This is a genomic window from Pseudomonas sp. PKS (assembly GCF_051913525.1).
In the GTDB taxonomy this organism is placed as follows: domain Bacteria; phylum Pseudomonadota; class Gammaproteobacteria; order Pseudomonadales; family Pseudomonadaceae; genus Aquipseudomonas; species Aquipseudomonas guariconensis_D.
Genome location: NZ_JBEGDO010000034.1, coordinates 25,581 through 45,973 on the forward strand (window position 1 = coordinate 25,581; position 20,393 = coordinate 45,973).

General features: G+C 56.0%; 24 protein-coding genes and 1 tRNA gene. 18 read left to right on the forward strand and 7 right to left on the reverse strand.

Annotation, left to right across the window (positions count from 1 at the left end):
• The first annotated feature begins 170 nt into the window (after positions 1 to 170).
• Both ABOA88_RS23105 and ABOA88_RS23110 read left to right on the forward strand, forming a co-directional pair.
• A complete protein-coding gene (locus tag ABOA88_RS23105) occupies positions 171 to 1,139 on the forward strand; it encodes a hypothetical protein (protein ID WP_367852198.1) in 969 nt (322 codons plus the stop codon).
• A 110-nt stretch (positions 1,140 to 1,249) separates the two neighbouring features.
• Positions 1,250 to 1,504, forward strand: a complete 255-nt coding sequence (locus tag ABOA88_RS23110) for a hypothetical protein (RefSeq protein WP_196170743.1) — start codon at positions 1,250 to 1,252, stop codon at positions 1,502 to 1,504.
• 101 nt (positions 1,505 to 1,605) lie between these two features.
• Here ABOA88_RS23110 and yacG read toward each other — a convergent pair whose 3' ends face one another.
• Genes yacG through ABOA88_RS23130 form a run of 4 tightly spaced genes read right to left on the reverse strand, consistent with a single transcriptional unit; the run spans position 1,606 to position 4,502 of the window.
• Positions 1,606 to 1,806: a DNA gyrase inhibitor YacG gene (gene yacG, locus ABOA88_RS23115; protein WP_043209639.1), complete on the reverse strand. Its 201-nt coding sequence runs from the start codon at positions 1,804 to 1,806 to the stop codon at positions 1,606 to 1,608.
• Positions 1,803 to 2,426, reverse strand: a complete 624-nt coding sequence (gene coaE / locus ABOA88_RS23120) for a dephospho-CoA kinase (protein ID WP_043209638.1) — start codon at positions 2,424 to 2,426, stop codon at positions 1,803 to 1,805. Before coaE ends, yacG begins: the two co-directional genes overlap by 4 nt.
• On the reverse strand, positions 2,426 to 3,292 hold the full coding sequence (locus ABOA88_RS23125; RefSeq protein ID WP_367852197.1) for a prepilin peptidase: 867 nt from the start codon (positions 3,290 to 3,292) through the stop codon (positions 2,426 to 2,428). The genes coaE and ABOA88_RS23125 overlap by 1 nt, the downstream gene beginning before the upstream one ends.
• A gap of 1 nt (position 3,293) precedes the next feature.
• Positions 3,294 to 4,502: a type II secretion system F family protein gene (locus ABOA88_RS23130; protein WP_367852196.1), complete on the reverse strand. Its 1,209-nt coding sequence runs from the start codon at positions 4,500 to 4,502 to the stop codon at positions 3,294 to 3,296.
• Positions 4,503 to 4,718: 216 nt separating this feature from the next.
• Here ABOA88_RS23130 and ABOA88_RS23135 point away from each other — a divergent pair, with 216 nt between their 5' ends.
• A complete protein-coding gene (locus ABOA88_RS23135; protein WP_182816426.1) occupies positions 4,719 to 5,129 on the forward strand; it encodes a pilin in 411 nt (136 codons plus the stop codon).
• Positions 5,130 to 5,885: 756 nt separating this feature from the next.
• On the opposite strand, the gene ABOA88_RS23140 is transcribed toward ABOA88_RS23135, so the two are convergent.
• Positions 5,886 to 6,200, reverse strand: coding sequence for a helix-turn-helix domain-containing protein (locus tag ABOA88_RS23140; RefSeq protein ID WP_367852195.1), 315 nt, complete (start codon positions 6,198 to 6,200; stop codon positions 5,886 to 5,888).
• 163 nt (positions 6,201 to 6,363) lie between these two features.
• Here ABOA88_RS23140 and ABOA88_RS23145 point away from each other — a divergent pair, with 163 nt between their 5' ends.
• The 15 genes from ABOA88_RS23145 to ABOA88_RS23215 all read left to right on the forward strand — a co-directional run bounded on the left by ABOA88_RS23145 (position 6,364) and on the right by ABOA88_RS23215 (position 17,327).
• Entirely contained in the window at positions 6,364 to 6,762 is a 399-nt protein-coding gene (locus ABOA88_RS23145) for a hypothetical protein (RefSeq protein ID WP_367852194.1), read from the forward strand.
• Positions 6,763 to 7,204: 442 nt separating this feature from the next.
• On the forward strand, positions 7,205 to 7,351 hold the full coding sequence (locus ABOA88_RS23150; protein WP_440127991.1) for an antitoxin Xre/MbcA/ParS toxin-binding domain-containing protein: 147 nt from the start codon (positions 7,205 to 7,207) through the stop codon (positions 7,349 to 7,351).
• Between the two features lie 36 nt (positions 7,352 to 7,387).
• Complete coding sequence (locus ABOA88_RS23155; protein ID WP_367852192.1) at positions 7,388 to 7,855, forward strand: hypothetical protein; 468 nt, start codon at positions 7,388 to 7,390, stop codon at positions 7,853 to 7,855.
• A gap of 225 nt (positions 7,856 to 8,080) precedes the next feature.
• A tRNA-Thr gene (locus ABOA88_RS23160) sits at positions 8,081 to 8,156 on the forward strand.
• Positions 8,157 to 8,317: 161 nt separating this feature from the next.
• Positions 8,318 to 9,646, forward strand: coding sequence for a tyrosine-type recombinase/integrase (locus ABOA88_RS23165; protein ID WP_367852191.1), 1,329 nt, complete (start codon positions 8,318 to 8,320; stop codon positions 9,644 to 9,646).
• 313 nt (positions 9,647 to 9,959) lie between these two features.
• Positions 9,960 to 10,835: a hypothetical protein gene (locus ABOA88_RS23170; protein ID WP_367852190.1), complete on the forward strand. Its 876-nt coding sequence runs from the start codon at positions 9,960 to 9,962 to the stop codon at positions 10,833 to 10,835.
• A 63-nt stretch (positions 10,836 to 10,898) separates the two neighbouring features.
• Entirely contained in the window at positions 10,899 to 11,132 is a 234-nt protein-coding gene (locus ABOA88_RS23175; protein WP_367852189.1) for a helix-turn-helix domain-containing protein, read from the forward strand.
• Entirely contained in the window at positions 11,132 to 11,464 is a 333-nt protein-coding gene (locus ABOA88_RS23180) for a helix-turn-helix transcriptional regulator (RefSeq protein WP_437437111.1), read from the forward strand. The genes ABOA88_RS23175 and ABOA88_RS23180 overlap by 1 nt, the downstream gene beginning before the upstream one ends.
• Positions 11,461 to 12,066, forward strand: coding sequence for a hypothetical protein (locus ABOA88_RS23185; RefSeq protein ID WP_367852188.1), 606 nt, complete (start codon positions 11,461 to 11,463; stop codon positions 12,064 to 12,066). Before ABOA88_RS23180 ends, ABOA88_RS23185 begins: the two co-directional genes overlap by 4 nt.
• Entirely contained in the window at positions 12,063 to 12,395 is a 333-nt protein-coding gene (locus ABOA88_RS23190; RefSeq protein WP_367852187.1) for a hypothetical protein, read from the forward strand. The genes ABOA88_RS23185 and ABOA88_RS23190 overlap by 4 nt, the downstream gene beginning before the upstream one ends.
• A 379-nt stretch (positions 12,396 to 12,774) precedes the next feature.
• Positions 12,775 to 12,939, forward strand: a complete 165-nt coding sequence (locus tag ABOA88_RS23195) for a hypothetical protein (protein ID WP_367852186.1) — start codon at positions 12,775 to 12,777, stop codon at positions 12,937 to 12,939.
• Positions 12,936 to 13,223 carry a hypothetical protein gene (locus ABOA88_RS23200; RefSeq protein WP_341785601.1) on the forward strand — a complete coding sequence of 96 codons (288 nt, stop codon included), beginning with the start codon at positions 12,936 to 12,938 and terminating at the stop codon, positions 13,221 to 13,223. Before ABOA88_RS23195 ends, ABOA88_RS23200 begins: the two co-directional genes overlap by 4 nt.
• A complete protein-coding gene (locus ABOA88_RS23205) occupies positions 13,220 to 13,504 on the forward strand; it encodes a DUF3077 domain-containing protein (protein WP_367852185.1) in 285 nt (94 codons plus the stop codon). Before ABOA88_RS23200 ends, ABOA88_RS23205 begins: the two co-directional genes overlap by 4 nt.
• On the forward strand, positions 13,501 to 16,377 hold the full coding sequence (locus tag ABOA88_RS23210) for a DUF927 domain-containing protein (protein WP_367852184.1): 2,877 nt from the start codon (positions 13,501 to 13,503) through the stop codon (positions 16,375 to 16,377). Before ABOA88_RS23205 ends, ABOA88_RS23210 begins: the two co-directional genes overlap by 4 nt.
• A 95-nt stretch (positions 16,378 to 16,472) precedes the next feature.
• Positions 16,473 to 17,327 (forward strand): hypothetical protein, encoded by an 855-nt coding sequence (locus ABOA88_RS23215; RefSeq protein ID WP_367852183.1) that lies wholly within the window; start codon positions 16,473 to 16,475, stop codon positions 17,325 to 17,327.
• A gap of 106 nt (positions 17,328 to 17,433) precedes the next feature.
• Here ABOA88_RS23215 and ABOA88_RS23220 read toward each other — a convergent pair whose 3' ends face one another.
• Positions 17,434 to 18,240 (reverse strand): hypothetical protein, encoded by an 807-nt coding sequence (locus tag ABOA88_RS23220; RefSeq protein WP_367852182.1) that lies wholly within the window; start codon positions 18,238 to 18,240, stop codon positions 17,434 to 17,436.
• A gap of 32 nt (positions 18,241 to 18,272) precedes the next feature.
• On the reverse strand, positions 18,273 to 19,868 hold the full coding sequence (locus tag ABOA88_RS23225) for a DUF6119 family protein (RefSeq protein WP_367852181.1): 1,596 nt from the start codon (positions 19,866 to 19,868) through the stop codon (positions 18,273 to 18,275).
• Positions 19,869 to 20,393 lie beyond the last annotated feature (525 nt).

The window sequence follows — 20,393 nt, forward strand, 5'->3', positions numbered from 1 at the left end:
AGTTATCACCGGTAGTCAGTTCTTGTTTGATAGTTCCAACAGCGCTTGTAGTACGTTTCCTTGTTTGACCTTTTACTGCGCTTGCGCCGTTGCCGCGTGCTTCATACGTCCCTACTCTCGATCAGCTGTTGGTGCTGAATCATTAAGGGAAATACGTATGAGGTACATGAGTGTCTGAAGCCCGGTCATTTATCAATCTTGAAACCAAGAATTACGAATCGCTTAAATCAGAGTTGGTGCTTTCACGAAACCAACTCGCGAAATTCGATGTTTTGAATGCGCATCTTGCCGGCGGTGTGGTGATAAAAGGTGAGCTGGTTATTCTCGGTGATCCTTCTACACCAAACTGCACCAGCCATGAGGCCTTTCTGATGGCCGAGGCTGCAAACATCCACGCGGATCTGGTCCGCAATGGTCCAGATGACTTCCTTATCCAGAACTTTGACTTCATTAAAGGCTTGCTGGCCCACGCTTCCATGGGGGTGGGCATGGCCAGTGATGCCTGGAGCAGGCATCTGGAGAGCATCAAGAAAACACTTCAGGAAATGGAAAAGCTTTATCAGGACTTTCTGAGGGATGGACGTGGCAACCGGCGTGATAGGTTTTATGTAAAGCGCGCGGATTTGTTTGCGAGGTTGAGGCAGCAGCTGCGCTTCTTCGCCTCCTTTGGCTCGGGGCTGCGGGGAGACGGATCGATAAAAAGTCGGTTGGGTATCTCGACGAAGAGCTTTTTGCATACCGGTGAAATACCGGGGTATGCCGAAAAGGTTGCGGGTGTGGTGCGGGCGTCGAATCTGCTCAAGAAGGGGACCTACCTAGCCATGACAATCGAGGTGGGTTCTACGGCATTGTCTATTAATAAAGCCTGCACCTTGGGACGTGAGGAAGAATGTCGTAAAGCCAAATATGTAGAAGGCGGAGCGCTGGTCGGTGGTGTCGGTGGAGGCTGGGGGGGAGGCATTCTCGGCGCCGGTGGCGCTTCGTACATATGTGCCGCACTCGGGATTTCTTCATTGGGCACAGGCGCATTGATTTGTTCAGTTCTGGGGGGAGCGGTAGGAGGAACAATAGGAGGGATGCGCGGGAGCGAGTTGGGCGAGGCACAAGGTCTCAAGTTATATGAGGGGGGAGGGCTTTGACTATCAGTCTCGGGCTAACGATAGGGTTATTGATATTGGGTTCGCTGTGGGTTTCTCTTTGCGTATTGGCATATGTGTCGTGGCGCTATCTAGACTATCTAGAATCCTTGATGTCGAGAAGCAAATATGTGCTAGAGACTCGAGAGTATTATTCTAATGCGGGACTGCCGGGGCGAATGATTCGGCTCATCTCAATTTCTTTGGCGCTGTCTTATCCCAAGATTGGAGTGCGTAAAGGATTTGTGAACGCTGAGGATGTAAAAAACTTTCCGCTGCATGTAAAAAGAAGATTGATTTTGCTGTTGTATTTTCTCCATTTTTCCTTAGCGGCGTTGATTCTCGGTAGTTATCTGACGCCAAGCTGACCAATTTTCGCTTGCAGATAAAAAAGAGTCTCTACCTCTGTCAAGCAGGGCTGGCGAAGCAGTGCTACAAAGGGGCGCAATGCGCCCCAAAACGCCACCGATCAATGCCTCGGCTCCAGATCCCCGGAATACAACTCATCCTCCGACTCTTCCGAAGCCGGAATCTTATGCTCCTCAGCCGCCCACGCGCCCAAGTCGATCAGCTTGCAACGATCAGAACAAAACGGCCGAAACGGGCTCTTCTCGCTCCATTCCACAGGGGCCCCGCAAGTCGGGCAGTCAACGGTCAATGGCTGGCTCATGGCTGGCCTCCTCGTAAAGTCAGGTAAAAGTGATGCAGACGATCAATCTGCTCATGCAACCAGCCCAGGTCCCGGTCGTTGACCACCACGTCATCGGCATGGCGCAACCGCTCCTCGCGGGCGGCCTGGGCCTTGAGAATCGCCTGCACCTGTTCCGGGCTGGTGTTGTCGCGGGCCAGGGTGCGTTGGATCTGCAGCTCCTGTGGCGCATCGATCACCAGTACTCGCTGGGTCTTCGCGATCTGGCCGGACTCCACCAGCAGCGGCGACACATAGATCGCATAAGGCGATTCCGCCTTGGCCAGGTAGCTGAAGATTTCCTGGCCGATCAGCGGATGCAGCAGCGCCTCCAGCCATTGGCGTTGGGCGGGGTCAGCGAAGATCAGCTTGCGCAGGGCTGCACGGTCAAGCTGGCCGTCTTCCTGCAATACGCCCGCACCGAAGCGCTCGACGATGCTCGCCAGCGCCGGCCGGCCAGGCTCCACGACCCAACGCGCCGCCTGGTCGGCATCGACCAGATGTACACCCAGCTCGACGAATCGCTCGGCCGCAGCGCTTTTGCCGCTGCCGATGCCGCCGGTGAGCCCGAGAATCCAGGGGGTAAATGCCGCAGTGGTCATCAGTGTCCAAACAGTTGCAGGTAGGAGACGTACATTTCATCACCCCAGAGCACTGCGATCCAGCCCGCAATGGCCAGATACGGCCCAAACGGCATGGCCGACCCCATCGATGCTCTGCGCAAGCGCAACAGGCACAGGCCAATCACCGCCCCTACCACCGATGACATTACCAGCGTCAACGGCAGCACCTGCCAACCGCCCCAGGCGCCGATCAAGGCCAGCAGCTTGAAGTCGCCATAGCCCAGCCCTTCCTTGCCAGTGAGCAGCTTGAATAGCCAATACACCCCCCAAAGGCTCAGATAGCCGATGGCCGCGCCCCAGAGCGCATCGGGCAGAGGCGTGAACAGGCCAAAGGCATTGCACAACAGCCCCAACCAGAGTGTGGGCATCACCAGTACATCGGGCAGCAGTTGGTGGTCTGCATCGATCAAGCTCAGGCTCAGCAGGCACCAGGTCAACAGCAGGGCGAACAACGCTTGCAGCGACGGCCCGAACTGCCAGGCCACCACTATCGAAAGCACTGCACAGCCCAGCTCCACCAACGGATAACGCACCCCAATGGCAACCTTGCACGCCGAGCAGCGCCCGCGCAGCCACAGATAGCTCAGTACCGGGATGTTCTCCCAGGCGCGAATGCGATGGCCGCAATGGGAGCAGCGCGAGGCCGGCAGGCACAGGTCGAAGCGCTCGTGCGTCACCACCGGCAGGCCCAGCACCTCCTGCGCTTCGCGGTGCCACTGACGCTCGAGCATGATCGGCAACCGATACGCCAGCACATTGATGAAGCTGCCGAGCAACAACCCCAGCAGCCCGGCAAAGGCCAGAAACAGCACCGGCTGATTGGCGAAAACAGTCCAAAGATTCATGTCAGACCAAGTTACCCAGCTGGAAGATCGGTAGATACATGGCGACCACGAGGCCACCCACCACCACCCCAAGGACCAGCACGATGGTCGGCTCCAACAGGCCGGTCAACTGGTCGAGTGCCTGGTTGACCTGTTCCTCATAATGGGCCGCGGCCTTGTTCAGCATCTGGTCCAGCGTGCCACTGGACTCACCGATCGCCGCCAACTGCACCAGCATCGGCGGAAACAACGTATCCGCCTCCATCGCCTGATGCAGCCCCCGGCCATTGCCCATGGCCTGGCGCAGCCGCCCAATCGCCTGTTCATGCACCGGCCCACCGCTCACCGCCGCCACCGTGCCCAGCGCATCGAGCAACGGCACCCCAGCCCCATAGGCCGTGCCCAGGCTGCGGGAAAATCGCGCCAACGCCGCTTCGGCCAGCAACGTGCCGAGCACAGGCAAGCGCAACACCTGCCGAGATATCCACAGGCGGGCAGGGGCATGGCGCTGATAAAGCTGGCGCAACGACACACCCAACATCACAAGCGCGCCCAGCAACCACGGCGCATGCCGCCCCAGCGCTGTGGATAAGTCGATCACCCACTGCGTGAACGGGGGCAGCGCCGAATCGAAACTGGCGAACAACCCCTGAAACCGCGGCACGACCTCCAGCAACAACAACGCCGAGACGCCCAGGCCCGTCAGCAACAGCAGCAGCGGATACAGCATCGCCTTGCGCACCCGCCGCTGCACCGCCCGGCGCCGCTCCAGCAGGTTGGCGAGTTGCTCGAGCTGCCGATCCAGCGTGCCGGACTGCTCACCCACCCGCACCAGGTTGCAATACAACCGGTCGAACCACCTCGGGTGACGCTGCAGCGCATCGGCCAGGCCCAGCCCTGCGCCCACATCCTGTTGCAATTGCGTCAGCAGTCGCCCCAGGTGTTCATCCCCACCGCTGCGCCCCATCACCTCGAATGCCTGCAACAGCGGCACCCCGGCCCTGAGCAAGGTCGCCAGTTGCCGGCTGAAGCCCGCCGCATCCGCCTTGTCGCGCCCAGCGGGCCAGCGCCACTGCACCCGGCTCGCCGGCCGCACGCGGGCAGCGCGGATGCCCTGGCGCAGCAACTCGGCCCGCACGAACGCCTGGCTGCGCCCCTCGGTGCGGCCATTGATCTTGTTGCCGTTGATGGTGGTGCCTTCCCAGGCGTACATGCGTGTCGAATGGCTCATGCAAACGTCCTTAATTGCCGACCGACAAGCCCCGTAACAGCTTGTCGCGTCCCTGACCGGGCGGGTTTCCCTGTTGATCACTAGAGTAGTCCAGCGAGCCCGGTCACCCGACGGGCAGGGGTGACAAAAGGTGTCGGTTCGGCTCTACTGCGCGCCTGTCTGCCCGGGGCCGAGACTGCAACCCAGGCATAGCCGTATCAACAAGGAAAAGCGTTCATGAAAGGGCAACGGGGCATCACCCTGATCGAGCTGATGATTGTCGTGGCGATCATCGGCATCGTGGCGACCATCGCCATACCCATGTACACCAACCAGCAAGCCCGCGCCAAAGCCGGCGCCGGCCTTGCGGAAATCTCCGCACTCAAGACCGCAATGGAACTGCGCTTGAACGAAGGCAAGGACGTCACCGACGTCGCCGCCCTCGGTGGCCAGCCCAGCACCGCCCACTGCGCCATCACCGCCCGCGGCACCGCCGCCGATGGCACGGCCAGCATCACCTGCACCCTCGCTGACGCCCCCGCCAACGTGCTCGGCAAAACCCTCACGCTCACCCGCTCCGCCACCGGCTGGACGTGCAGCACCAACGTCGAAGCAGACCTCGCCCCGACCGGGTGCAAGGCCTCCTGACGCAGGCGCCGGGGGAGGGGGAATAAGCGAGGCGAAACAGGCGTTTGCGTAACCGCCACGGCAGTGGTAGCGTTGCGCTCACGCCGGTGTAGCTCAGTCGGTAGAGCAGCGCACTCGTAACGCTCCGGTTACTCGTTAGCTCCAATAAAATATGCCACCCTCACCCCCTGAAATTGCTGGCTTTCGGCGATTTCCCTCTTGCATATTTCCTTCTGAAATTTATGCAGCTCCTTATTATGGCCCCGGTCAGTTGAGCCTCGGCATGGCCTGTTCCTGAGTTTTTAATCTCGGGTATCGAGCGAACGCGGTGGGCGAATTTCAGCTTTCCGTTGGCGTGGTCCTGAGCTAAGCCAGGCAGGCTCACAAATTGAAATGACATAGCCAAGGGAAGCACCTGACCCTAGGTGAAGTACACGCGCTCAGTTGCCCCAATCTCTCCTCAGGCTCGTGGATCCGTAGCACTTTAAAATAGGTGTCATACGGTGACACCTCCCCCACTGGCGAGTGCATTGGTTGTCTTCATGCTGAGACACCACCGACTGCGGTCCCGAATGCTCACGTACTTTCTGCTCACCGCTGGCGGAAAATCAGCCTGTGCCAGGTTGGCTTCGTCTCTTAGCTACCGAAGGGCTTGAGCAGAGGTATTTTTCAGCTCCCGCAGCGCGGTAACCCAAAAGTGAACACTTGCCAGAGTTGGAAGACAGCGGTGGGAAGAACCGTGTCCTGCTCCCTTGGGATGCGGTGCTTGAAGTGCAGTCATACGAGATTTGATTTGGTTCGAATTTCCGCGTGCTCTGAACACTTCACCTCTTGAATCTCCGAGCGGACGAGCGTGAGTAGCTCCTCCACCCCGAGTTCTGCTGACTCGTTCAGATAAGAAAGTGTGAACAGCGTAAGAGGGTGAACGCCGAGATGATCAGCGATTTGTCCCACCCGGTCCCATGAAGGAATTTTCTTGCCGAGTTCAAGCTTGCTGACGTTGGTCTGATTAATGCCAAACCCCTCCTGAGAAATTCCCTTAGCGCGGCGCAGTGACCGAAGCGCGGTTCCGAAGGAGGGTGTGTGTTTCACATTTAGGCCTTGGCAAATGAAAAACATGGGGCCACAATGCGGGTAAAACGACCAGACCCTATAGGGTCTATTTTCAGATTATTATATACCTTGCGGCCTGCTGCCCTCGTTGGAGCACTCAGCTTGTGATGAGACGGTCGTACATTTTTCCGAGAATCGAGCGATGTTTGAAACCCACGATCAAGCAGAACTGCCGAGCTTTTTCCAGCTGGACGAGGGAACCCGTAGTTGGGGGTATATAGCTCAGACATCGAATCAGGAGTGGTTTTACGTCACTCATGAGACCTCAGACGCTGAGACCCGCTGTCTCCAGCAGTTCATGATTCCGATGCCTCAGTTTGTTTTGGAGTTTGCTTCCAGAGATGTGCCAGAGGCGTTCATTTGCGAGATCCAGCTGGTGTCACCGCCTTGGTTGAATGAGAAGGGAGCATGGCTAATGGAGCCGATGCGAGCGATTCACAAAGTAGGTGAGCGGTTCTGTTATGAGTTGGCAGATGGCCAGATTTATCCTGTAGAGCTTGCAGGACTCGCCCGTCAGACCCTGTGGTCCAAAGATGTATGAGTTCGCGCAAGCTCGCCTTAGTGCGAGACACAGTACGTTGCTCGCCCAAGGCGGTAATTCCGAAGGACATGCCTTTACGTTCGAGTGCCACAACGGGTGGGCGGGCCTTATCGATGGCGTGCTCCATCTGGTTGGCCGGTATGCTGCCGATGTGAAGCTGGAGGTGCGGATAACGACCGTCAAAGAAAAATTCGGCCAGCTGAGAATTTACCAGCATGGTGGAGATGTGATCGTGGATCAGGCGTTTGACATTACCGAGATGGTCTCCGGCCACGTATGTGAGCTATGTGGTAAGCCTGGCTCGGTGATGGATCATGAGGGATGGCTACAAGTACGATGTGAGCACCATCAAGGTGCGAGTGCATCAGAAACCTACTGTCCGATTCTGTTTGATGAGCAATATGTGTCCAACTACGTAGGATGCCTAGCAATGATATTGTGGATGTTTAAGTCCGGCGCTGCCCTTTGGGTCCAACGCAGGAACATCGGTCTCGGAGGGCTACGACCGCGAGAGGTCTTAGCGACAGTACACGGGTGCGAAGATGTATATCTGCTGCTCCAGCGTTTAGCCCATGGGGCGTTGGTCTAAAATCCTATGAAGCTCACATCTGCGCCACGCTTAGTCATGGCTGACTACCCGAATCTCCTTATGTACCTCCGTCAAAGGTTGGTGTGGGAGTTCGAGAACGGGATTGTGGATTTCAAGCTGCTTCGGAGTCTCGTGTCGTCACCTAATTTGGCTGCAATGTACGTGAGAGCCTTCAGTCATCCTTCCTTGCGTGCTGCGGGCGAAACGTACCTAGATGCTCGCACTATGCTGGCTGATCGTCGTCAAAGGACGTACGCGCTATCATTGAGCGAATGGGAGCAACTGGCCCATCATGTAGAAGTCCTCGATGAATATCAGTTTACTGACTCTTCCATAATGAGGCTTCAAATTTGGCCCTTTGATCCGAGAGCGCTGGATGATTTCCAGATGGCCATCGCCGTGTCACTGAGCTTCCTTCCTAGTGAGCTGATGGCTGATTCGAGGATCTCTCTCGCTATCGACGAGCTTGTCCAAAACTGGGGATTTTGTGCCGATGATTGTTAATCCCAGGTTTGGGAGCGATCTTTAATTTCTATACGCGGGTGGTGGATTCGGCACGTGATCCGCCATTGAGGTACTAAGCGAAGCCGGGAGGCAGACCGGTCTGAGTGCTGTTGAGGTCCATGCCGAGCTGGTACCCAGGCGCCCAGCCATAGCTTTGGAGATGGTATCTTAGAAGGGGCTCGACGTACCGAAACGTACCTGATACTGTCCGACCCGGAGGGTATAGCCGGTGTAGCTCAGTCGGTAGAGCAACTGATTCGTAATCAGTAGGTCGCAAGTTCGATTCTTGTCTCCGGCACCATTCTACTGTTCCGATACGTCTCTTCTTGTACACGGAATCCCCTGAAAAGCCCGCCAAGTGCGGGCTTTCTTGTCTCTGGCTGTCTCATTCTGTCTCTAGGCATATACCGATTTTAGGTATACGTTAGGGTATACGCCGGTTCGACGAGAAAACGTATACCTATGGCACGCACCGTTACACCCCTCTCAGACCCCAAATGCGAGGCCGCCAAGCCGCGGGACAAGGACTACACCCTGTTCGACGGTCAGGGCTTGTTCCTGCTGGTCAAGAAGAACGGCAGCAAGATATGGCGTATGAAGTTCAAGCGGCCGGATGGCAGAGAGGGGCTGGCCACCTTCGGCAACTACCCAGCGCTAACACTCAAAGCCGCCCGTGCGCGCCGAGCCGAAGCGCTGGAGTTGTTGGCGCACGGTAAAGACCCGATTGAGAGCGCCAGGCAGGGGAGGGTCGAAGCGGCGAACGCGAGGGCCAACACCTTCGGCGTGCTGGCCAAGGACTGGCACGACGCCTGCTCTAAGAAGTGGTCCCCAGGTCATGCCGCGACGGTGTGGCGGCGGATCGAAACTTACCTACTCCCGGCCCTGGGCCAGCGCCCGGTGGCCGGCCTCAAGACCCGCGACCTGCTGGCGCCGCTCAAGGCTGTGGAGAAGCGTGAAGTTCTGGACACTGCCGGTCGGCTACGGCAGTACATGACTGGGATCATGCGCATGGCTGTCCAGCACGGGCACATCGACACGAACCCTGCAGTCGACCTACAGGGCGCAACTGCTACACGCAAGACCGTCCACCGACCTGCGCTGGCGCTGGATCGGCTGCCTGAGCTGCTGCAACGAATCGACAGCGACACTGGTCGGCCGCTGACACGGTTGGCCACCCAGCTCACCCTGCAGGTTTTTATTCGATCCAGCGAGTTGCGGTTTGCGCGCTGGCCAGAGATCGACGCCTTTCGCTCCATGTGGGAGATCCCCGGGGAGCGCCAGGAGATCGAGGGTGTGAAGAACTCGCATCGCGGCTCCAAGATGAGCACGCCCCACCTGGTACCTCTCAGTCGCCAGGCCTTGGCCACGCTCGAGCAGGTGCGCCAGCTCACCGGACGCTTCGACTTGGTGTTCGCGGGTGACAGCAACCACTGGAAGCCGATGAGCGAGAACACGGTGAACAAGGCGCTTCGGCGCATGGGCTACGACACCAAAACTGAGGTGTGCGGGCACGGGTTCAGGGCCATGGCCTGTTCTGCCTTGGTCGAATCGGGGCTGTGGAGCAAGGACGCGGTAGAGCGTCAGATGAGCCACCAAGAGCGTAATAGTGTGCGGGCAGCTTACATCCACAAGGCCGAGTACATTGAGGAACGCCGGCTTATGGTTCAGTGGTGGGCCGACTATCTGGATGCCAACCGAGAGAAGCACATCACGCCTTATGACTTTGCTCGCGTTGGGGAGGGAGTAAGCAATGTGGTGCGTGGAACATTTGGCATGATTGGACAGCAATGAAAACAAGTATTCAATTTAAAGCCGGTGTTCTTGGTGTTCTTGGTGTTCCAAAATTGCTGGAAGCCAAAAAACACGCGGTCTGTAGCCAAGGAACACCTTTGCCTAAACGGCGGAACACGAAGACGCCGGAACACCCAAGGTGTTCTCTGAACGAGGTGACTCGCCCCGTGCGCCCGTCTACGCAAGCGCGAGCCTCCTCCCCCTCCTGCTGGCCGCTCTTCCGATGCGCTCACGCACTCAGTCACGGCCCGGCGCGGCTTTGTCTGCGCCAACCGGGGCGAGGGGATCGTCAAATAGCTAACGGCGCGTTGCTATGACTCTTGGCAAATTAATAAGTCCTCTGAACCTCGACCTCGACGAACTTGAATTGGAGTTGGAGTGGTTGCCGCTTTATGGCGAATTCGCCGAGCGCTTCAATGAGGCGCTTGATCTAGTGGCGGCTGGTATCGAAATGTGGCGCCCCGATGAGCGCGAAGAATGGGCAATTGAGGCAGCAGCAGCGATCAGCCGAAAGCTTTATAACATTGAGCAGGCGCTGAATCGGTTTCCAACACTAGGCATCGCTTGGGCAGTGCGTAACGCGGGCTCATGGGAGGAGCGTGCCACCGATTCACAGCTTGCGGCAGCACTCGCTATGGCATATGGCTGTCGGGCGATAAATGTTCTTCGCACATGGCTAGCGCAATTGGCTGACCGAATGGTCGAGGCGTCTGGGCGCGCGCTTGTTGAAGACACGATTATTAATTATCCCGATGTTTACGCCGCAATTATTAACGACCACCGCCTTGAGGATTCAGTTGCTGAGATCGAGGCAAGGGAGTCGGCTGCCGATCTGCTGGGGCGCGCACGCAATTCCATCATCTTCGCGGAGCTTTATCGGAATCCAAATATTTCACCCGAAGAAATGGCACGACTTAATGAACAAGCAGTAAAGAAATCTCGCGCAGAGACTGGCAGAAAAGGTGGAGAGAAGAGTGGGGTATCCAGGCGACAGGATAGTGTCAGCCGTGACCAACGTATCTGTCGCACAGGCAAAGGACTTCTTGCGCAAGGCAGGTCGGCACGTGAGATTTCGGGGATCATTACCGGGATGCCTGTCGCAGAAGGTATTACGCGGAAGACCGTACTGAAGGTGTTACGTGATGGGGGAGTTTTGCCATCAGCCGACAATGAAAGGGAAGTGAACTAGGTTCATTTCCCTTCATATCCATACCGTTGCCACCGTTGGTTTCATCAAACCCGGGGGCATCGCATGCAACTCAATCGAACTGTGACAACCGTTTCACCCGCTGACCTCCTCACGCCTGAGCAGGCAGCCCAATTGTTGGGCCTATCGGTCAAGACCCTGGCCACCTGGCGCAGCACTGGTCGGCACGCTCTCCCGTTCATCCGCTGCGGCACACGTATCCGTTATCAGCGCACCGAGCTGGTCGCCTGGCTAGCAGATCGGCGCCATACCCCCGCCGCGCCTCGGGGGGAAATCTAATGTCCTCGAATCAAACCTTTGGCAAAACTCCCGCCCAATCGACCCCTTACTGTGCGCTTGCCCGCGAGGTCTCGGGGCGTAATCTGCGCCAGGACATTGGTCAGGCTCCAAGTTTTGACCCTGCTGCCACGCTGATTCGCTTCCCCGATGTAGTAGCGATGACCGGCCTAGCTCGCGCAACTATCTACAAGCGCCTCAAGGACGATCCGACCTTTCCCCGCCCCGTGCCGTTGAGCAACAGCACGTCACGCGGAGCGCCAGTGGGTTTCGTTCTCGCAGAGGTGCAGCGCTGGGCGCGTTCACGTATTGAAGCTCGGGGGATCACTGCATGAGACCCGCTCGTACGCCCTTTACTGGCCCCTTCTTCGACACATACGGAATTGGCTTTGCCCTGTACCAGCCGGGCCGCAACAACTGGAAGCAACGTACCGTCGCGGGTGTAAGTTGGAACGGTCTGGAAGGAAAAGCGCACTTTTTCAACCCTGATGGCCTGGTGCTTCCGCTGGTTCCTTCCCCTTTGGAACTGCCTGCCGTGTTGCGCCAGCAGAGGACGCGAATGGAGCGAGCACAGGTGATGGGGTCAGGCGTATTTGCAATGACCCATCCCGCTGGAGATGCGGTGCCATCGAAAGAATCAAACCAGTGGGTCACTTACTGGCTTGTAGGAAGTGATGCGGCCTATGCAAATTGCCCGGAGGTATGGGGTGCCTATGTGGAATCTCAAGTAGCGGCTGAGCGCAAAGCGGCCGAACACAACTACGTTGATGCCCGCCGTATCAGCCAACGCGTAGAGCATGAGCCGACCTGTGATGGTCTGTCCGAATGGGTCCGCGTAAACACTGAGGATTGCCGCCGCATGCTGCGTGCTGAGTATGAGCGCGAATGTGCGGAGGATCAGCGAGTTGCGGACTGGTTGCGAGGGGGCACCGCATGAAACCTATTTTCCTGCCCGCCGCTGCCCTTGATGCCATGGACGAACTGGGCCCAAAGGCACCTTCGCCTGGGCGACTGGAGCGACTGCAAAAACTCCGCGACGAAGCACTGGCCAAAGGGGCTCATGTTTTGCTGCTGGTTTGGCCGACCCTGGATTGGGTGCTGCTCGCTGTCGAGGCTCCTGGGGACGTAGTAATTCGGGATGCAGCGCAGTTGGTGCCCAATGTGCTGGCCAATCCCGATGCGTTAGGACAGATGTATGAGAAGGCCAGGCAAGGCCGCAATCTCACTTGGCTCAAGCTTGAGCGTCGCCCGGCCATTACCCACTAACGAAAACGCCCCCGGCTGCAACCGAGGGCGTCTGAGGATCTTCACTTTGCCCGCTCACTCTATGCCATGGCCTGGAGCCATGCAACCTGCCCGCACCACCCAGCTTGCGCTTCATCGGGTCACACGTTACTCTGCGCCTGTCGCTGCAAATTCAGCGACCGGGTTTGGCGACCCGATCAACATAAGGCGCACAGGCGCCCCCATCACGATTGCAGGCGCTTTTTTTGTGCCCGTACGTCCGTGTTATGGCGGCTGTGCGTGGGAGACCTTCGGGTCTGCCGGTTTCCTTATGTACCGGTTCGCCAACCTGCGCACAGCTGCCACCCTAATTCGTTTGGCGACGGACCGTGGCAGCTCCACACATAAGGAGCGTCACCCCATGCACACCCTCAATCCGTCTGCTCTCCAGAGCCACATTGCCGCCCTGAAGGCCCGTGCTATTGCGGCACTGCACGCCAATTCATCCCTCTCCGTCCGCTTGGCGCGTTACAACGCGGCGATGGCCCGTGCCCGCGCCCTGGAAGAAAACGGGTGCGCCCAATGACTACTCAACTACAGCACTGCTCTCAACCCGAAGATCTGCTTTGCGTTACCGCACAGGCGCCCGCTGGCGTCCCAATAGATGCGATCACCTGTGCCGTTGAGCGAGCCCAGGCAGTGCTGTGTTTGCTGGAGGATCAGTTCGAGGCGGAGCAGGGTCAGCGTCTGAATAACCGCGTGATTCTCGGCGCCCTGTGGGATGTACGTGGGACGCTGGAGCAGATTCGTGTTCTGGTCGTGCATGCCGACGACTCGACCCGCCATGTCGCGGAAAGGGGGCGGAAATGAGCGGGCGTGTTCAGGTTAATACAGCAGGTGGTGCCACCTTCTCTAAGCACAACTCGTCGAACGTACCATTCTTCCGTGTGTGCCCCGGGATCTCCGGTGAGGAAGCGTTGGAGCAAGCCTCGGTACTCATGAACTGCGTGAACAAATTGACGCAGCTAGCCGGCGTGAGCGACGACAACAATGCGCTGGTGTGGGCTGCGCACTATTTGGGTGAGCAAGCTAAGGCTCTTGTCGATGATGTGACCACTGGGATTCAGATTGCCGAGAGTGGTCAGGCATGAGCAGGAAGATGCCCAGCTCCAGGCATCCGACCTTTGCGCAGGTCAAGGCCGCTTCCTGCGCGGCGATTGATCGCGTGCTGGCCCACTGGCTTCCCGGTGGTAAGCGCGTAGACGGTGGCAAGGAATACACCGCCCCCAACCCAACAAGAGCAGATAAGCATTCAGGCTCGCTCAAGGTGAACTTGGCCAAAGCCACCTGGTGCGACTTCGCCACTGGTGACAAAGGCGGGGATTTGATTGACCTGGTGCGCTACCTTGATCGCGGCACCGATGTGGAGGCGTGCAACAAACTGGCAGCCTTCCTCGGTGTCGAGGCAACGAGCAGCTTCAATGTCACGCCTTCCACCAGCCCGGCTAAGAAACCAGAGTGGGTGCCCGTGCTGCCCATTCCTGAGCAGGCAATGCAGAAGGTGCTGCAAGCGCACCGGCAGCACGGTAAACCTTCCAAGGTTTGGATTTACCGTGACGCCAACGGTCAGCCACTTATGGTGCTGTACCGCTTCGACCTCAGGCCGGATGAGAGCGGCACACTGCGCAAAGTGTTCGCGCCCCTCACGTGGTGCAAACACTCTGCAAATGACTCGCTGGCTTGGCGCTGGCAGGGTTTATCGGAGCCTCGCCCGCTGCTGCGTCTTGATGAGCTGGCTAAACGCCCCTTGGCACCGGTAGTGCTGTGCGAGGGCGAGAAGGCCGCCGATGGCGCTGCCGATCTGTTGCCCGAGTATGTTGCCACCTGCTGGCCCAACGGGACGAACTCTTGGCAGAGGGCTGATTTCGCGGCGCTAGTCGGGCGTGACGTGTTGCTGTGGCCTGACAACGATGCCCCAGGCATGAAGTGCATGGATGCCTTGGCCGACCACCTGCGAAAGCTTGGAGCTGCCTCGGTACAGACGGTAGCCTTGACGGTGTTCGGGCAGCTCCCTGGTATGGACGGTGAGCGCCCCACTTTCGCCCCAGGCGGTGAGTGGGGTGAAGGTGACGATGCGGCGGATGCCCAATCCAAAGGCTGGACTGCTCAACACTTGGCAGAGCTGCAGCGCACCGGGGAGCTGTTCGCCCTCGCACCTGCCGCCACACCCACTCCCGCCAAGCAGAGCAAGACCACTGGCCAGGCCAAGCCGCAACCTGAAAAGAAAACCGCCCCGGCCCCGAGTGGCTTCCGTGTCACCAAGGATGGGGTGTTCTATGCCGGTGAGGATGGCGAAGCACGCCCGGTTTGTTCACGGCTAGAGATATTAGCTCGCACCCGTGACGAAAAGGGCCACGGCTGGGGCTTGCTGGTGGAGTTCGATGACCCGGATGGGGCCAACAAGCGCCTCAACATTCCGGCTAGGGCAATGGCGGGCGACTTTGGCAAGGAAGTGCTCGCGCCACTGGTTGATATGGGGCTACGCCTGGCGCCCGTGCGCACTGCTCGCAATTCGCGCAACGATCTACAGAGCTACTTGCAGGGCTATGACAGTGCTGAGCGGGCTCGCCTGGTCACTCGTCTGGGCTGGCACGGGGATGCCTACTTGCTGCCAGATCGGCAGATAGGTGCCAGCGCCGAATATCTGCACTTCTACGAAGCCGGTGCTCAACTTCCGCCGATCACTCAGGCGGGGACACTGGAACAATGGCAGCAGCAAATCGGTGCGCTTTGCGTGGGTAATAACCGCCTGGCGTTCGTCGTATGCGTGGCTTTCGCTGGCGCGGTTTTGCATCTACTCGGGCACGAGTCGGGCGGTTTCCACCTGTACGGCGATAGCTCGGGCGGGAAGACCACCCACCTGCAGGTGGCTGCCTCGGTTTGGGGTGGGCCACGTCTGGTGCGTTCCTGGCGCTCTACAGACAACGCCCTGGAAAGTATCGCGGCGGCTCATTCGGACGGGTTGCTGGTGCTCGATGAGATCGGGATGTGTGACCCACGGATCATTGGGGAAACGGTCTACATGCTGGGTAACGGCACCGGAAAGGCGCGGGCCAATGACCGGGGTATGAGCGGTCGCCAAGTTCAGGAGTGGCGCTTGCTGTTTCTCTCCACCGGGGAGAAAACCCTCGCGCAACACATGGCCGAGGCAAACAAGGAATTGAAAGCCGGTATGGAGGTGCGACTGCTTGCTGTACCGGCTGACGCTAGCAAAGGGCTAGGGTTGTTCGAAGAGCTGCATGGTTTCGACGATGCAGCTGCGCTGTCGGATGCACTCAAGGCTCGGGTGAGCCGATGCTATGGCACGCCAGCCCTTGCTTTCCTGTCGGCCCTCTGTGAGCCCGGCAAGCTACGGGCATATGCGGCCATGGTGCGCAGCACCATGGAGCGGTTTACCACTGAGGCATTGCCTGCCAGCGCCAGTGGCCAGGCACAGCGCGCCGCAACTCGCTTCGGACTGGCAGCAGCGGCGGGTGAGTTGGCCACAGCGTTGGGCGTTACAGGGTGGCCAGACGGTTTAGCGCTGCACTCCGCTCGTGTGTGCTTGGATGCTTGGTTGGCTGAGCGTGGCGGTGCTGGAAACCTGGAAGGGGACGCTATCGTTGCCAGGCTGCGCGGCATGGTGGAGCGCTATGGAGAAAGTCGCTTCACGCGATGGGACTCTATTGCCGCGAAGACCGATGACCATGCGCCACGTACAGCAGACCGCCTTGGCTTTCGCAGGACTATGGATCATGGCATTGGTGACTCTCTATATACGTCGGTGACCTATTACTTCCTCGGCACAACTTGGCGCGATGAAGTTTTCAAAGGGATGAACTTGCGCAATGTAAACAGGGAACTGGTTGCGCGCGGAATACTTGAGCCGAGCGGAGACGGAAAAGCCGCCCAATCCGTAACACTACCCGGAATGCCGAAAGGACGGGTTTATGTTGTGAATTCAAACGTATTGCTTAGCGACTAACTAGTAGCATTCAACTAGCCGGGAGATTAGTGGCCACTTATAGGCTCGGCCTGCCTACGCCTACGCTTTCCTAAATTTAATTATTGGAGTCCAAAATGAGCACGAATTTGTCCATGCTGAAAAAATGCCAAACTGAACTGGCAAGCTTGAAGAAAGATATTCCTCGGCTAAAAGCCGTCGCTGACGAGGCAGAGAAAACATTCGCGAATAGCCGTCAAGGAAGACCTGTATATCCTCGGGATCAGATTGCGCCTTACTCCAATGCTAAGGCCAAAATTGATGAGCTATCTCGAGAAATTTCCCGACTCCAGGGTTTGGTTAGCTGGGAGGAGGGTGTAAAGTCTGCCTCTGAAAACGTGCGGCAGGCAAGAAAAGACATAGCCAAGATTCAGAGCGAAATTAAAAATCTGCGCGAAAAACGAGAGACGCTGGAGTCCAAAAGGGCAGGTCTTGTTGCGAAGCACGAGCGCGAATTTAAAGCTGCAGAACGCGATGAACATGAAGCCGCCCAAGCTTACGCCCAGGCGATGGGGGAGAACGATAGCGGGGTTGAGCGCAAGGCAGAGGGATTGTTGCACAAAGCGTCCCACGCGCTGGCGATAATAAAACAGACGCTTCAAGGTGCTAATACAGTCTCGTCTGCACTTAGTACTCAGCTCTCGGAGCTTGATGATTCTATTCAAGAGAAGCAGGACGAGCTTAACAATTTGAACTCGAAAGTTCTTCAGGCTGCTCGGTTCTATTGGGCTGACCGCTTTGAGACGGCGGCACATGAGCTGGCGACACTCGCATCACATGTTGCCGCAGCTGAAAAACTACTTGGCTATGGTGATAGCTTGACCGACATCTACATTCCAAATGTTTCTCCTAAAAAGGGTCATTTCATTTCTCATCGTGGGGTTTTGGAACGACGCAGCAATATCAAGCTGGATCAGTTGACAGATATCTAGCTCTAACTTGCAGAAGCTCAGCTTCACTACCTGGTCAGAACACCACCTCTAGATAAGTCGTGATGGTGTTCTGGTCTGTTAGCATTAAATCAAGTGCCATCTACACTTAGCGGCATAGCTCGCAAGTCAAAGATTTATTTACGTACGCCCCGAGGTCCGTATGAAAATCAATTATTTGTGCTGGATGGTAGTGTGTTTTAATGCACTCAGCAGGTATATCGTGCTTCACTACATAGCAGGGCGCCGACGACATTCTCAGCGGCTTTCTCGCTCGAAGCTGCCCCCACTCCGAGAGGATCATCTTTCCGACTTCACGTTTCTGCGCGTCAGGGATCAGAGCCACCGGGATATTGACCTCTAAGATAGTGGGGATACCGATCTGCCGCAGGCGTAACCGATAGTCTTCTCCCCATCGATCTCCGTCACTCATACGAGCAGCAAGAGCCATCAGATACTCACTACCGTGGATAATGTAATGGCCATGTTGCTCGATCATTTTTCTATCGTCACTCGATAGCCAAGTACGGCCCCGTTCGCTTATGCCACGCTGATGCAACCGCTCAATTGCACGCTGTCGCAATTCGCTCGGAACGTCAGCGTAAATTCTGTGGAATTTTGTCAGAATTTTTTCTACAGCCTGTCCTTTTAGACCACTCTCAAAATACGAAGATAGGCTTTCCGGCCTGCATCCATGAAACCCCTTAGCGTGAGTGTAGTAGCCCCAAAGGGTCTCACAAAAAGCTGGCACTAGATGCTCGTGATTAGGCAGCCAATCCATCACATCTGACCAGCAATCGGGCCGGGTACGCTCAAGGCGCTTGCGTACATGTGGTGTCAAAATCAGGGAAGCGTACCTAGGAACTGCTCTTAGCCAGGCACGACGATCGCGCCAATCGAGTACACGCTCATTCATAGTATTCTCTGTCAATGCTTTACGATGTTTCTTTATTTTTTCTTAACGTCTCTTTCGTGTTTGGATATATAGATCCTAGGGGTGAGTCCATGAGTTCTAACTAACTTGTGCCAGGATTCTACGGCCAAAAGGAATTGAATTGAGTTTACATCAGTGATTTTCTCTACATCGTCTTCAAATACGAACCAAAGGGCAGCGATTTTAAGTTCGCCATCAAACTTTATTGCCTTGTTTTTTATTAGTGTGATGGCGTCTCGGGATTGCTCGATATTGTAGATTAGCTCTGGCTTTTTCTTTGAGATTTTTACAGATATGATTTCCCCGTCGTTATAGATATCGGCGACTTCTACCTGATAGCTTCGTCTTTTTTGTTCGAGTGATTTAATGTCCGTCAGCACCCGATCTAGAAGTTGAAAACCCCTTTCGTTACATATTTTCTGATTGAAATACGCCTCTCGATAGTCAATTTTGTCGTCGTCTGGTTTCGCATTTTTCCTTTTCTCTGTTTGCCAGGCAATGAAAGCAGACTCAACCAGCGGCTCTTCCAGTTTGATTTCAATGCTGCCTAGTGATCGCTTCAGGTAGTTCATAAAAGTTTGGTTAAAGACAAACCACTCGCCATTCTTTAGGAAGTATTGTTGCTCTTCGTATTCGATTGGGCAGTCAAGAATCTCCTTCAGGGTTCGTGTGAATCGGCCCGTATCTTCGCTTTTGAATTGAACAGTAACGTTGTTAATGTCAGTGATGTCAGGGTGGTCGCCCAGGAAGTCCGAGATGGACTGAATGTCAATAATATTACCCAGAGACTTGCGATGACTACCCTTGTCTGCTTTTGCCTTAATTTCATAATCGTAATCATGGAAATTAAAGCATATGGCTATCCCGTGCACCTGAAACTCTTCGATGAGAACTTGGCCATCTGCATTCTTGAGGTGTTCGAGCAATAGTTTGTCAAGTTCACTTGCTGTTTCGGTACCTACTGATTCAAGCTTAGGCAAATGTATAATTTTTTCACCACGGAAACTCTCATCAATCTGTTGAAAAATTTCGGATAATTCCAAAGGTTGTTTGTCCATATCCATCTGAATGGAGTCGGCAAAAATTATGTTACGCTCACCCCAAATTTTCTTGTTAGCTGCCTTAAGCTTTAAGTGGTCGACCGATTCGCCTGCTTCATAACTATCTATCTGGAAACGTTGATAGGAGGACACGTCTTGTCGCTTAGTTCCTGTGAAATAACGACTTTTTTTCAGCAGTATTGAATTCTCATCTGCAACGCGTATTGCAAGATCGATCCCGAAGTCGAGGTGAATAAATTTTGAGAGATAAAAGTGAGACTTCCCCAGGCTTACTGCATAGACCTGCTCTTCGTTCTCTAGGTTTTGGCATAATAGCACGCCAAAGTTAAAAGTATTTTTTGGCTCTTTTACATTGTCGTTGAAGAATTCTCTGTATGTATTCCACCACCAAACATCATTGCCTTTAATGTTTTCTGAAAAATAAAAGGTCTTCGAGTAATTTAAAGTTGGAAGGGTCTTCTGCTCGACCAGGCCTACGGACTGAAGCTTGTCCTTTAGTTCTTTTAGCTTGTGGTGTTTAATTTTGTAAATATTATAAGTGTTTGGCATGTTGTTTCCATTCGGTGATGGCCTGATCCGAATGAGAAATTGCCATTTGCCAGCATGGAGTGCAATACCTTGATTTTGGAAAGGATATTATTCAATAAAATCAGTGGCTTATAAGTTTTCAGTACAGAACCTACTGCCAGCTGGTGCGTCCAGTGCGACACCTCTACCAGCGAGACGATGTGCGGACGTGCCAGATATGGAACTGGCCGACATCTCTGCGTATAAATAAACGTGAAGCTAACCGTGAAGCTTGGTCAATTTAATTTCAGGGGGAGCCTCGTGAACGTGGGCGAATTGACGTTTGCGTTGAGTGAAGGCAGCGCTGAAGCAGTCCGGCGTGGTTGCTGACCACGCTGACGATGCTTGTGGCGTATACAAAAGCAAACTCGCAGAATGTGTGCTTATGGCCGATCGTTGACCTTCGCCAGAGGCCCCTATGGGTCGTTTGCGACCACTCGCAAACGGCCGCTATCGACCCAGGCTGTGTGAAAACACCTGCGATTGTCTAACCTTCTGATCGTCGAG